The organism is Sphingomonas sp. Ell38C01, from assembly GCF_055231975.1.
In genome coordinates, this window is record NZ_JBUYVA010000001.1 from 184,012 (window position 1) to 196,880 (window position 12,869).

At 70.7% G+C, this 12,869-nt stretch carries 12 protein-coding genes; 6 read left to right on the top strand and 6 right to left on the bottom strand.

Annotation, left to right across the window (positions count from 1 at the left end; translation table 11 throughout):
- Positions 1 to 15: 15 nt before the first annotated feature.
- Complete coding sequence (locus ACV7NO_RS00920; protein ID WP_463404163.1) at positions 16 to 1,218, bottom strand: penicillin-binding protein activator; 1,203 nt, start codon at positions 1,216 to 1,218, stop codon at positions 16 to 18.
- Here ACV7NO_RS00920 and rsmI point away from each other — a divergent pair.
- From rsmI to ACV7NO_RS00940, 4 genes are all read left to right on the top strand, one after another.
- Positions 1,217 to 2,062 (top strand): 16S rRNA (cytidine(1402)-2'-O)-methyltransferase, encoded by an 846-nt coding sequence (gene rsmI / locus ACV7NO_RS00925; protein WP_463404164.1) that lies wholly within the window; start codon positions 1,217 to 1,219, stop codon positions 2,060 to 2,062. The genes ACV7NO_RS00920 and rsmI overlap by 2 nt on opposite strands.
- Positions 2,059 to 2,412 (top strand): YraN family protein, encoded by a 354-nt coding sequence (locus ACV7NO_RS00930; RefSeq protein WP_463404165.1) that lies wholly within the window; start codon positions 2,059 to 2,061, stop codon positions 2,410 to 2,412. The genes rsmI and ACV7NO_RS00930 overlap by 4 nt, the downstream gene beginning before the upstream one ends.
- A gap of 47 nt (positions 2,413 to 2,459) precedes the next feature.
- Positions 2,460 to 3,413 carry a glutathione synthase gene (gene gshB / locus ACV7NO_RS00935; protein WP_463404166.1) on the top strand — a complete coding sequence of 318 codons (954 nt, stop codon included), beginning with the start codon at positions 2,460 to 2,462 and terminating at the stop codon, positions 3,411 to 3,413.
- Positions 3,414 to 3,561: 148 nt separating this feature from the next.
- Positions 3,562 to 4,167, top strand: coding sequence for a DedA family protein (locus tag ACV7NO_RS00940; RefSeq protein ID WP_463404167.1), 606 nt, complete (start codon positions 3,562 to 3,564; stop codon positions 4,165 to 4,167).
- Positions 4,168 to 4,207: 40 nt separating this feature from the next.
- On the opposite strand, the gene ACV7NO_RS00945 is transcribed toward ACV7NO_RS00940, so the two are convergent.
- A complete protein-coding gene (locus tag ACV7NO_RS00945) occupies positions 4,208 to 5,119 on the bottom strand; it encodes a tyrosine recombinase XerC (protein ID WP_463404168.1) in 912 nt (303 codons plus the stop codon).
- A 110-nt stretch (positions 5,120 to 5,229) separates the two neighbouring features.
- Between ACV7NO_RS00945 and ACV7NO_RS00950 the strand changes: the two genes are divergently transcribed.
- Both ACV7NO_RS00950 and ACV7NO_RS00955 read left to right on the top strand, forming a co-directional pair.
- The gene (locus ACV7NO_RS00950) at positions 5,230 to 6,714 is read left to right on the top strand and encodes a diguanylate cyclase domain-containing protein (RefSeq protein ID WP_463404169.1); all 1,485 of its coding nucleotides are present in this window, start codon (positions 5,230 to 5,232) and stop codon (positions 6,712 to 6,714) included.
- 41 nt (positions 6,715 to 6,755) lie between these two features.
- The gene (locus ACV7NO_RS00955; RefSeq protein ID WP_463404170.1) at positions 6,756 to 8,927 is read left to right on the top strand and encodes a primosomal protein N'; all 2,172 of its coding nucleotides are present in this window, start codon (positions 6,756 to 6,758) and stop codon (positions 8,925 to 8,927) included.
- Between the two features lie 49 nt (positions 8,928 to 8,976).
- Here ACV7NO_RS00955 and ACV7NO_RS00960 read toward each other — a convergent pair whose 3' ends face one another.
- The 4 genes from ACV7NO_RS00960 to atpD all read right to left on the bottom strand — a co-directional run bounded on the left by ACV7NO_RS00960 (position 8,977) and on the right by atpD (position 12,830).
- Positions 8,977 to 10,422, bottom strand: coding sequence for a hypothetical protein (locus ACV7NO_RS00960; RefSeq protein WP_463404171.1), 1,446 nt, complete (start codon positions 10,420 to 10,422; stop codon positions 8,977 to 8,979).
- A gap of 128 nt (positions 10,423 to 10,550) precedes the next feature.
- Positions 10,551 to 10,802, bottom strand: coding sequence for an ATP synthase F1 subunit epsilon (locus ACV7NO_RS00965; RefSeq protein ID WP_463404172.1), 252 nt, complete (start codon positions 10,800 to 10,802; stop codon positions 10,551 to 10,553).
- Position 10,803: 1 nt separating this feature from the next.
- Positions 10,804 to 11,355 carry a hypothetical protein gene (locus tag ACV7NO_RS00970; protein ID WP_463404173.1) on the bottom strand — a complete coding sequence of 184 codons (552 nt, stop codon included), beginning with the start codon at positions 11,353 to 11,355 and terminating at the stop codon, positions 10,804 to 10,806.
- Positions 11,355 to 12,830 carry a F0F1 ATP synthase subunit beta gene (atpD, locus tag ACV7NO_RS00975; RefSeq protein ID WP_463404174.1) on the bottom strand — a complete coding sequence of 492 codons (1,476 nt, stop codon included), beginning with the start codon at positions 12,828 to 12,830 and terminating at the stop codon, positions 11,355 to 11,357. The genes ACV7NO_RS00970 and atpD overlap by 1 nt, the downstream gene beginning before the upstream one ends.
- Positions 12,831 to 12,869: the final 39 nt, after the last annotated feature.

Genomic DNA, 12,869 nt, shown 5'->3' on the forward strand with positions numbered 1-12,869 from the left:
TCGTAGCAGGAAAACCTACCCTCCGAACGCGCCGCTCGCGGGCGACACCACCGTCGTCGTCCCGCCCCGGATCTCCTGCACCTCGAGGCTGCGCTCCGCGACCCCGCTCGCGCCGAAGCGGAACGCGCCGTCGATCCCCGAGAACCCGTCCGCCGCACGCAGCCGCGCCTCGGGGAACTTCGCCCCCACACGCCAGTCGCGTGCGATCCGCACCGTCAGCAACACCGAATCGTACCCGAGGCTCGACAGCCGGTACGGCGCGCTGCCGAACCGCGAACGATACTTGGCCGCATATTGCCGGTATAGCGTGTCGGAGACGCTCGCGAACCACGCGCCGTTCAGCGCCGCCTTCGTCGCCACCGCGCTGTCGGAGTTCCACAGCTCGGTCCCCAGCACCCGCGTCGACGGGCTCGCGCGGCGCAGCAGCGGCACCGCGGTCGCCGCCGTCCCGCCGCCGTCCGCGATCAGCACCGCGTCGAACGGCGCGTCCTTCGCCATCCGCGTCACCGCCGCCGCCAGTGCGCCCGCGCCGCGATCATAGGTCTGGAGCGATACGACGCGCCCGCCCGCACCCTCCACCGCGCGCAGGAACGCGGTCGATGCGCGCGTGCCGTACAGCGCGTTGGGCACGAGCCCGGCGAAGTTGGTCACCCCCTTCGACTTGGCATAGCCGACGACGCGGTCGATCGACTGGGTCGGCGCATAGCCGAGCACATACGCTCCGTCGCCCGCCACCCCGACATCGTTCGAGAAGCTGAGCACCGGCACCCCGGCGCGACGCGCGATCGGCGCGACCGCGCGGACGTCCTCCGCCAGCAGCGGCCCCAGGATCAGCTGCGCACCGTCCGCGATCGCGCGCGTCGCCGCGGCACCCGCGCCGGTCGCGGTATCGTAATTGGTGATCCGCACCTTGTCGCTGCCGGTGTCGAGCAGCGCGAGCATCGTCGCGTTGGCGAGGCTCTGGCCGACGCCCGCATTGCTCCCCGACAGCGGCACCAGCAGCGCGACGCGGTTGCGCTGCGCATCGCGCGGGATGCCCGCCTCCACCCCGGTCTGGTCCGGGCGGGTCGTCGTCGGGCGCGTCGGGCGCTGGTCGGGCGCGGCGACGGGCCCACGCGGAACGATCGTCTGGCACGCGCCAAGAAGCAGCGCGCCTGCGATCGCAAGACCCCGAATCACCGACGTCACCCGTTGCGGTGCGTATGCGGCCTCTGCCATGACATCCCCTGTGGAAAAACTTCTCCCGCCCGGTCTCTACATCGTCGCGACCCCGATCGGCAATCTCGGTGACCTGTCGCCGCGCGCCGCGCATATCCTGTCGAACGCGGACGTGATCGCGGTGGAGGACAGCCGCGTCACCGCCGGCCTCCTCCGCCACATCGGCACGAAGCGCGCGATGACGCCCTATCACGATCACAATGCGGAAGGGGTCCGCCCCGGCCTGATCGCGCGGATGGGAACGCAAGTGGTGGCACTCGTCTCCGACGCGGGCACGCCCTTGATCTCGGATCCCGGCTACAAGCTGGTGCGTGACGCGCGCGCCGCGGGGCACCTCGTCGTCACGGTGCCGGGTCCCTGTGCGGCGGTAGCGGCGCTGACGCTGGCCGGGCTGCCCACCGACCGGTTTTTGTTCGTCGGCTTCCTGCCGCCGAAGGAAAAGGCCCGCGCCGATGCGATCCGCGAGATCGCAGCGATCCGCGCGACGCTGGTGCTCTACGAATCGGGGCCGCGCCTCGCCGCATGTCTCGCCACGCTGGCGGCGGAACTCGGCGACCGCGAGGCCGCGGTGACGCGCGAGATCACCAAGCGGTTCGAAGAGGCGGTCACCGGCACGCTCTCGCAACTGGCCGAGCGCTATGCGGAGGCCGCACCGAAGGGCGAGATCGTCGTCGTCGTCGCCCCGCCCGGCGAAGCGCCCCCCGCCTCCGCCGACGACGCCGACGCCGCGCTGCTGGAGGCGCTCACCCGGCTCCCCGCCTCGAAGGCTGCGGGGGAGGTGGCCAAGGCGCTCGGCGTAGACCGCCGCGAACTCTACGCGCGCGCGCTGGTGCTAAAAGGATGAGGGACCGCCGCGTCGCTGAGGCGGCGGGCCGTCGCGGGGAGCGGCTGGCGGCGTGGTGGCTGCGGCTGAAGGGGTGGCAGATCCTCGACCGGCGGGTGCGCACCCCGGTCGGCGAGGTCGATCTCGTCGCGCGGAAGGGCGCGCTGGTCGCATTCGTCGAGGTGAAGGCACGCGCCTCGGCGGGCGAACTCGATTTCGCGATCGACGAGCGCCGCCTTGCCCGCGTCGCCGCGGCGGCGGAGATGCTCGTTCCGCGTTACGCGACGAACGGCGAGGATGTCCGCATCGACGTGATCCTGCTCGCGCCCGGCATCCGGCCGCGGCACATCGAGAATGCGTGGATCGGGTGACTTCCCCCCGCGCCGTCCCTAGATAGCCCGGGATCAGGGAGATACGCATGAGCCTCACCGTCGCGGTCCAGATGGACCCGCTCGATTCGATCAACATCGCGGGCGATTCGACCTTCGCGCTGATGCTGTCCGCTCAAGCGCGCGGGCACCGGCTATTCCATTATGCCGCGGAGGATCTCAACTGGTCCGACGGGCGGCTCTGGGCGACGGCGCATCCGGTGACCGTCCAGCGCGTCGACGGCGATCATTTCGCGTTCGGCGAGGCGGTGAACCTAGATCTCGGCGACGCGGCGGACGTGGTGCTGATGCGGCAGGATCCGCCGTTCGATCTCGGCTACATCACCGCCACCCACCTGCTCGAGCGGATCGCGCACAAGACGCTGGTCGCCAACGATCCCGCGCAGGTCCGCAACGCGCCGGAGAAGGTGTTCGTCCTCGATTACGCGCGCTTCATGCCGCCGACGCTCGTCACCCGCTCGCTCGACGAGACGCGCGCCTTCCTGAAGTCGCACGGCGCGATCGTCGTGAAGCCGCTCCACGGCAATGGCGGCAAGGCGATCTTCCGCGTCGGGCCGGAGGGCGAGAACCTGTCCGCGCTGATGGAGGTGTTCAACCAGACGTGGCGCGAGCCGCACATGGTGCAGGCGTTCCTCCCCGACGTCGCGAAGGGCGACAAGCGGATCGTGCTGGTCGACGGCGTCGTCGCGGGCGCGATCAACCGCCTGCCCGGCGAGGGCGAGATCCGCTCGAACCTCGCGGTCGGCGGTTCGGCGGAGAAGACCGTGCTGACCGCGAAGGAGCGCGAGATCTGCGACGTGCTTGGCCCCGAATTGAAGAAGCGCGGGCTGATCTTCGTCGGGATCGACGTGATCGGCGGCGAATGGCTCACCGAGATCAACGTCACCAGCCCAACCGGCATCGTCGCGATCGAACGCTTCGACGGCACCGACGTCGCCGCGCTGATCTGGGACGCGATCGAGGCGCGGGTCGCGGCGCGTTAAGCCGCTACCGGACCCCGGCGAAGGCCGGTGCCCAGCCCCATCAAGAAACATGCGCGGCAGCGTATTCGGCGCTCCGTGCCGGGTCTGGACCCCGGCCTTCGCCGGGGTACGGGAACGACTCGCCCCACCCCGGACTTGATCCCCACACATGACCGACTTCATCCTCGATCTGATCGCCTGGGGCGGCTATTTCGGCATCTTCCTGCTGATGGCGCTCGAGAACATCGTGCCGCCGGTCCCCAGCGAGGTCATCATGGGGCTTGGCGGCATGGCGGTGGCGCGCGGCGACATGGCGGTCGTGCCGCTGGTGCTCTGGGGCACCGCGGGAACGACCGCGGGCAATTACTTCTGGTACTATATCGGCCGCAACATCGGCTACGAACGCTTCCGTCCCTTCGTCGAGCGCCATGGCCGCTGGCTGACGATGGAATGGGCGGACGTCGAGGCGCTCCACCGCTTCTTCGCGAAGCGCGGCGGCTGGGTGGTCTTCGTCTTCCGCTTCATGCCCACCTTCCGCACGATCGTCTCGCTTCCCGCGGGAATGACGCGGATGCCGCTGTGGCGTTTCCTGGTATGGACGTTCGCGGGCAGCCTCATATGGAACAGCATCCTCGCGGGCGCGGGCATCCTTCTGGGCTCGCGGTTCGCGCAGCTCGATCGCTATGTCGGCCCGGTCGCGATCGCGATCACGGTGGCGATCGTCGCGGGCTATGCCTGGCGCGTCGCGACGTGGAAGCCCCGCGCAAAGCGTTGACTTAGGCTGGCAAAGCGCTGACCCGCAGGCGCGTGCAGCGCTAGGCCCGCGGATGCGCGGCGCGATATACGTCCATCAGGTGCGCCGCGTCGACTTGCGTATACACCTGCGTCGACGACAGGCTGGCATGCCCCAGCAGCTCCTGCAACGCGCGCAGATCCGCCCCCCGCCCCAGCAGGTGCGTCGCGAAACTGTGCCGCAGCGCATGCGGCGTCGTCCGGTCGGACAGCCCCAGCGTGCCGCGCGCCACGCGTACCGCCGCGCGCACCGCCGAAGGCTGCAACGCCCCCCCGCGCACCCCGCGGAACAGCGGTGCCTCGCGCGCCGCCGGCCAGGGGCAGGCCGCGACATAGGCCTCGATCGCATCGCGCACCGCCCCCAGCAGCGGCACCACCCGCGTCTTCGCGCGCTTGCCCGTAACCGCCAGCGTCGCCCCCAGCGGCAACACCGCACCCGTCAGCGCCATCGCCTCGCCGATCCGCAACCCCGCGCCGTACAGCAGCAGCAGGATCGCCCAGTCGCGCTCGCCGACCCACGGCAACCGGGCGCTATCGGCAACCTGCCCCGCCAGCGCGATCGCCTCGTCCGGCGAGACGGGGCGCGGCACGCCTGCCTTCACCCGCGGCCCCCTCACCCGCGGCAACACCGCATCGCCCGCCGCCGCCCAGGCGACGAAACCGCGCACCGCGGACAATTCGCGCGCCGCGGACGCGTTGCCCAGTCCGTCGCCGCTCCCCGCCCCGCGCCGCCACGCCAGATAGGCGCGCACGTCCGCCGCCGTCAGCCGCCCGAGCGCCGCGCGATCGACCACGGCGCCCAGATGCTCCGTCAGGAACGCCACGAACCGCTCCGCCGTGGCGCGATAGGCGCGCACCGTATGCGGTGAACGCCGCCGGTCGCGCGCGAGATGCGCGGCATAGCCGGCGGGTAGCGTAGGCGGCGGATCCATCATGGACCCGTCTATCCGGTCGCGCCCCGTGAGGGAACCGGATGCGGCGTGCTGATGCGACCCGGGACGGTCCATCCAAGCAAAATTAATCTTTCCTCTCTAGATGTTGCCCGATGATTCCGTTCACCCCTCCCACCGAACGCGAAGAAGCGGACCGGCTCGCGGTACTCGATGCGCTGGGGATTCTCGACAGCGCGCCCGATCGCGAACTGGAAATGCTGGTACGGCTGGCAGGGCGGCTGTTCGGCTGCCCGGTCGCGATGCTGTCGATGCTCGATCGCGATCGCCTGTGGGTCACCGCGAGCACGACCGACTTCCCGCCTTCCCTGCCTCGCGAGGATACCTTCTGCGATTCGACGATCCGCGGCATCGATCCGTTCGTCGTGGAGGACGCGACGCTCGATGCGCGGTTCGCGCATTTCCCCGCCGTCACCGGCGATACCGGCGCGCGCTTCTACGCCGGCGCGCCGTTGCGCGTCGCGGGGCGCGACGGCGTCGACCAGTCGGTCGGCACGCTGTGCGTCATCGACACCCGCCCGCGCACGCTGACCGAAGGCCAGCGGACCATGCTCGCCGAACTCGCGGCCGTGGCGCAGGCGCTGATCGCCGCGCGCGCGCTGGCTCGCGACGCCGTCCGTCTCGCGGCTGAGAGCGATCTCCAGACGATCCGGCTCGCGCGGCAGGAACGCGTACTGCTCCAGGCCGAACGCATGGCGATGATCGGATCGTGGCGGTTCGACCTCGCGAACCAGACCGTCGAATGGTCGGATAACGTCTACCGGATCCATGGGCTGGAAATCGGGAGCAAGCCGTCGTTGTCGACCGCGCTGAGCTATTATCCACCCGATGCGCGCCGGGTCGTGGAGGCGGCGCTGGCCCGCCTCAGCGACGGCGGCGAGCCTGCGGACATCGAAACCGACTTCATCAGCGCCGACGGCGCACTCCGCCGGGTGCGCTCGCACGCGGAGATGGAAATCGTCGACGGCAGTCCCGTCGCGATCGTCGGCATCGTCCAGGACGTGACCGATTCGTATCGGCTCCAGCAGGCGCTGCGCCGGGCCGCCGACGAGGATGCGCTGACCGGGATCGCGAACCGCGCCGCGTTCAACCGCGCGCTCGATGCCGCGATGGCGCGCGCCGATGCGGACGCGACTCCGCTGATGCTCGCGCTGGTCGATCTCGACGGGTTCAAGGCGGTCAACGACACGCTCGGCCACATCGCGGGCGACGACGTGCTGCGCAGCACCGCAGCCCGGCTGCGCGAGCCGTGGCTGGCGGGCAGCTTCGCCGCGCGGCTTGGCGGAGACGAATTCGCGCTGATCGTCGAGGATGCAGCGCTGGCGGCCGATCCCGCCGGATTCGTGCTGCGGCTTGAAGCCGCGCTGCGCGGATCCGCCAGCGCGGACGGGCTGACGATCGCGTGCGGCGGCAGCGTGGGCGCGGCGTTTCACGGCGAGGGCGACGGATCGGCACGCGATTTCCTGCACCGCGCCGACACCGCGCTCTATGCCTCGAAGCGCGCGCGTGTCGGCGAACGTCGCGGCCGCCCGCCACGATCCGCGATCCGCACGCTGACGCGGCTCGTCGCCCGCGTCTGACGGGGTTCCCGCGACCGCCGACAGCGCCCATATGCGGTGCGATGAGCAGCCGTGCCCGTGTCCTGGTCCTGAACGCCGCGCTCGGCCCGCTCGATTACCGCGTGCCGCACGGCATGCAGGTCGAGCCCGGCTCGATCGTCGTCGCCCCCCTCGGCCCCCGCCAGCTGACCGGCGTGGTGTGGGAGGCGGAGCGGATGCCGTCCGATGCAGAGGTCGGCGACAACCGCCTGCGCAACCTGCTAGCGGTCGCCGACGCCCCTCCGATCGCCGCGCCGCTGCGCCGGCTGGTCGAATGGACCGCCGATTATTACCTGGCCTCCCCCGCCGCGGTGGTGCGGATGGCGCTGTCGTCCACCGCCGCGCTCGAGGGCGCCCGGCGCACGGTCGAGTATCGCGCGACCGGCGAGGCGCCCGCACGGGCGACCCCGCAACGCACGCAGGCGCTGGAGAAGATCGGCGAGCGGCAGGGCCTGATCCGCGAGCTCGCCGCGCTGGCGGAGGTCAGCGACGCGGTGATCCGCGGGCTGGTGAACGCAGGCGCACTCGAGGCGGTCGAGGTCGATATCGACGCGCCCTTCCCCGTCCCCGATCCCGAGCACGCGCCCCCGGTCCTGTCCGACGACCAGCGCGCCGCCGCCGCCACGCTCGCCGCCGATGTCGCCGCGCAGGCCTTCCGTCCGACCCTGCTCGACGGCGTCACCGGATCGGGCAAGACCGAGGTGTATTTCGAAGCCGTCGCACAGGCGATCCGCGACGACCGGCAGGTCCTCGTCCTCCTCCCCGAGATCGCGCTGACCGAGCCGTTCCTCAAGCGCTTCCACGACCGGTTCGGCTGCGAGCCCGTCGCATGGCATTCGGGCCTGCGCTCCACCCAGCGCCGCCGCGCCTGGCGCGCGATCGCCAGCGGCGAGGCACGCGTGACGGTCGGCGCGCGCTCCGCGCTGTTCCTCCCCTACGCCCGGCTCGGCCTGATCGTCGTCGACGAAGCGCACGAGACGAGCTTCAAGCAGGAGGAGGGCGTCCATTACCACGCGCGCGACGTCGCGGTGATGCGCGGGCTGTTCGAGGCGTGCCCCGTCATCCTCGCCAGCGCCACCCCCGCGATCGAGACGCGCCAGCAGGTCGAGATCGGCCGCTATGCCGAGGTGAAGCTGCCCGGCCGCTACGGCCTTGCGGAAATGCCGACGATCGCGGCGATCGACCTGATCGCGGATCCGCCGGAGCGCGGGCGCTGGCTCGCCCCCCCGCTGGTCCAGGCGATCGACGCGACGCTGGCGCGCGGCGAGCAGTCGCTGCTGTTCCTCAACCGTCGCGGCTACGCCCCGCTTACGCTCTGCCGGACGTGCGGGCACCGCTTCCAGTGCCCCAATTGCACCGCGTGGATGGTCGAGCACCGCCTCGTCCGCCGGCTCGCCTGCCACCATTGCGGGCATGTCGAGCCGACCCCGCGCGCGTGCCCCGAATGCAAGGACGAGGAGTCGCTCGTCGCCTGCGGCCCCGGCGTCGAGCGGATCGCGGACGAGGTCGCGGCGCTCTGGCCCGAGGCGAAGACCGCGATCGTCACCAGCGACACGATCTGGAGCCCGGCAAAGGCCGGCGAGTTCGTCGCGCGGATGGAGGCGGGCGCGATCGACATCGTCGTCGGCACGCAGCTGGTGACGAAGGGCTATCACTTCCCCAACCTCACCTGCGTCGGGGTGGTCGACGCCGATCTCGGGCTTGACGGCGGTGACCTGCGCGCCGCCGAGCGCACCTTCCAGCAGATCCGGCAGGTGTCGGGCCGCGCCGGCCGCGGCGAGAAGCCGGGGCACGTCTTCATCCAGACGCACAGCCCCAAGGCGCAGGTGATGCAGGCGCTCGTCACCGGCGATGCCGATGCCTTCTACGCCGCGGAAACCGAGGCACGGCGCGAGGCGGGCGCGCCCCCCTTCGGCCGCTACGCCGCGATCGTCGTCTCGTCGGAGGACCAGAACGCCGCGCACGACACCGCGCGCGCGATCGGTCGCGCCGCGCCCGCGGTCGACGGCATGGCGGTCTACGGCCCCGCCCCCGCCCCCCTCGCGATGCTCCGCGGCCGCCACCGCTACCGCCTCCTCGTCCACGCCCGCCGCGCGCTCGACGTGCAGGACGTGATCCGCGCGTGGCTCGCGACGATCGACTGGCCCGCAAAGGTCCGCGTCGCGGTCGACGTCGATCCCTACAGCTTCCTGTAAGCCACCCGTCATCCCAGCGAACGCCGGGATCGCTCCGTCATCACGCGCGCTATCGCCGCACCCAGACGACCGCCTCGACCCGCCGCCCGCCATACAACCGCACCGATCGCGCGCCCACCGCGCGATAGTCCCGCGCCAGCGCCGCCGACAGGATCCGGTCGTTCGCGGTCGCCTCCCCGCCCTCGCGCAGACGCGGAACCGATACGATCGCCGCCGGCGCGCGCGCCAGCGTCGCGCGCAGGATCTCCGCCGCGGGACGCTCCAGCGCCGCCGCCTCCGCCGGATCGGTGAAGTGCCCCGGAAAGACATAGCGCCCGGGCAGGCACGCTTCGGTGCGATGATACAGGATCGTCGGTCCCTCATAGACGAACAGGCAGTCGCGCCGCACCGAGGCCGGAAGCATCGCCGCGAGCGCCGCCACGTCTCCCCTGTCCCGTCCCCGCTGCCCGCTGTCATACGCGACCGACACCAGCGCGAACGCCCCCGCCGCCGCGACGACGCCCCGCGCGCTCCACCGCCCGAGCCCTGCCGCCGCCAGGATCGCCAGCGGCGTCACCATCGGCAGCGCATAATGAAAATGGAAGAATCCGATCGCGACGAACGCCGCCGCACTCGCTGCCAGCCACGCGACCGGCAGGTGTCGCGCGGGCCCGGCCATCCGCCGGGCTCCCACGATCGCAGGCACCGCCAGCGGCACGAGAACGATCAGGCACGCCACCAGCGCCGCCATGCTCTCGCGCGAGGTGCCACCCTGCTTGCGGAAGATCGATTCGATGTTGGCGAACCAGAACGCATCGAACTGCCCTGCCGCCGTATACCACGCCGCGATCGCCAGCATCGGCGCCAGCCCCGCCGCGATCGCGACCGCCGCGCGACGCGCCAGCGCCGAGCGCGTCAGCCCGGCGCGCCGCCCCGCGTCGAGCAGATACAGTCCGAACGCCACCCCCTCGAACGCCGCGGTCGGCTTGATCGTGATCGCCAGCCCCGCCAGCACCATCGCCGCCACGCCGCGCGCGCGCGCGGGATCGCCCCGCGACGCCAGCAAAAAGGCTGCCCCCGCGATCGGCAGGTCATAGAAGATCGGCGCCTCTCCGAACCCGACCCCGATCAGCACGCCGTACAGCACGACCACCAGCCCCGCCGCCAGCGCCGCCAGCGGCGACACCACGCGCCGCGTGATCGCCGCCGCGATGCATCCGGTCGCGGCGAGGCACGCGGTGGCGACGAGCTGGTAGGCGAGAATCCCGTCGCCGGGCAGCGCCCGGCACGCGGCATAGATCAGGAACAGCCCGACGGGCTTGCGGTCCCATAGGTCGACATAGGGGACCGCCCGGTCCCACATCCGGTCACCGACGAGAAGGTAGAATTGCTCGTCCACCCCCGCGATCGGATCGCCGAGCAGATGGACGCGAAGCGCGATCGCGAAGGCCGCGATCAGCAGCGTCGTGACGGCCGGGGTCGGAAAAGAGGACGCGTCGCGCACGGTGCGGACCATGCTGCACGCTTGGTTAGCGGCGGGTTAAGTCAACCGCCCGGAAACCGTCACCCCAGCGAAAGCCGGGGCGCTCACTACTGATACGCTGCGGATGACCAGATCCCGGCGACAATCGCAAGACGAAGGCCTCAGCCCGCATGCTCGGCCAGCACCGTCAGCCCGCGCGCGTTCACCTCCGCGAACCCGCCGCGGATCGCGATCGGCTCGGGCGCGCTGGTCGCGGACGTCTGGACGAGCAGGTCGCCGTCGCGGATCGTCGACATGACCGGCGCGTGCCCCTCGAGAACGCCGAAATCACCTTCGGAGCCGGGGACGGTGACCATATAGACCTCTTCCGAACGCACGAGCTTTTCGGGGGTCACGAGTTCGAAGTGGAGCATCTTACTTTTCGCTATCCATCTGAAGAGTGACGGCCACCTGCGGTCGATCCCGACGCTCCCCGGCCTTGACCGCGCGCGTCACCATCATCCACAGCTTTGGGGTGGCCTTGCTGGCATAGCGCGTGCTGCGCATGTCGTCCGTGACCGTATCCGATACGACCGTCCAGCGCCGAACGAAGCCGGGCCGTGCCAGCGCCGCCTCGACCTCCGGTTGGACATCGCCCGCCGCGCCGCCGACCGCGTTACACAGCGGCTTGCGATCGGACACAGTGACGAAAATACCGCCCTGTTCGGTCGCCGCGTACCAGTAATGCGACGCCACCAGCCAGTCCGCCGGTGGCATCGCGGCGGGCGGGATCGAGGGGACGGCAACGATCCGCCCAGCGAATCCCGCCTTGTCCGGGAACGCCTCGATCGCACCGGACCATGTCGCCGGCCGCTCGATCCACGCGTCGCACGCATCGATTGCCACGGCGACCCCACCCTGACCCGACGGCGCGGGCGCAGGCGTCACCGCCTGCATCGCCACCACCGTCAGGGCCAGCGCGAGCATTACGCCTCCTGCGCCATCTTCTCGGCCTTGGCGACCGCCTCGTCGATGCCGCCGACCATGTAGAACGCCGCTTCGGGCAGATGATCGTATTCGCCGTCGACCACCGCCTTGAACGAACGGACCGTGTCCTCGACCGCCACGAACTTGCCCGAGATGCCGGTGAAGACCTCCGCGACGTGGAACGGCTGCGACAGGAACTTCTGGATCTTGCGCGCGCGCGTGACGGTGAGCTTATCCTCCTCGGACAGCTCGTCCATGCCCAGGATCGCGATGATGTCCTGCAGCGACTTGTAGCGCTGGAGCAGCGACTGGACCGCACGAGCGGTCTCGTAATGCTCCTGCCCGACGACGCGCGGCTCGAGCACGCGGCTCGTCGAGTCGAGCGGATCGACCGCCGGGTAGATGCCCAGCTCCGAGATCGCCCGGTTGAGCACCGTCGTCGCATCGAGATGCGCGAACGACGTCGCCGGCGCCGGATCGGTCAGATCGTCCGCGGGCACGTACACCGCCTGCACCGAGGTGATCGAGCCCTTGTTGGTCGAGGTGATCCGCTCCTGCAACGCGCCCATGTCGGTCGACAGCGTCGGCTGATAGCCCACCGCCGACGGGATGCGGCCCAGCAGTGCCGACACTTCCGCGCCCGCCTGCGTGAAGCGGAAGATGTTGTCGACGAAGAACAGCACGTCCTGGCCTTCCACGTCGCGGAAATACTCCGCGATCGTCAGGCCGGAAAGGGCCACGCGGGCGCGTGCCCCGGGGGGCTCGTTCATCTGGCCGAACACCAGCGCAACCTTCGAGCCCTCCGACTGCGGATTGCCCTCGGCATCCTTGGCGATGACGCCGGCGTCGAGGAACTCGTGATACAGGTCGTTGCCCTCGCGCGTCCGCTCGCCGACGCCCGCGAACACCGAGGTGCCGCCATGGCCCTTCGCGATATTGTTGATGAGTTCCTGGATCAGCACGGTCTTGCCGACGCCCGCGCCGCCGAACAGGCCGATCTTGCCGCCCTTCGCATAGGGCGCAAGCAGGTCGATCACCTTGATGCCGGTGACGAGGATCGACGATTCGGTCGACTGGTCGACGAACAGCGGCGCCGAGGCGTGGATCGGCGAATGGTGCGCCGAGTTGACCGGTCCGCGCTCGTCGATCGGCTCGCCGATGACGTTCAGGATGCGGCCCAGTGTCGCAGGACCCACCGGAACCGTGATCTGCGCGCCGGTGTCGGTCACGGTCTGGCCGCGCGTCAGCCCCTCGGTCGCGTCCATCGCGATCGTGCGGACGGTGTTCTCGCCCAGATGCTGCGCGACCTCGAGGACGAGGCGGTTGCCGTTGTTGTCGGTCTCGAGCGCCGACAGGATCGCGGGCAGCGCATCGGGGAAATGCACGTCGACGACCGCGCCGATCACCTGGCTGATGCGGCCGGTATTGTTGGTCGTGCCAGTGGTCTGGCGGATATCTTCAGCGGCGGTTGCCATCGGTCGTCTGCCTTCTTGTTGTACCCCCGCGAAGGCGGG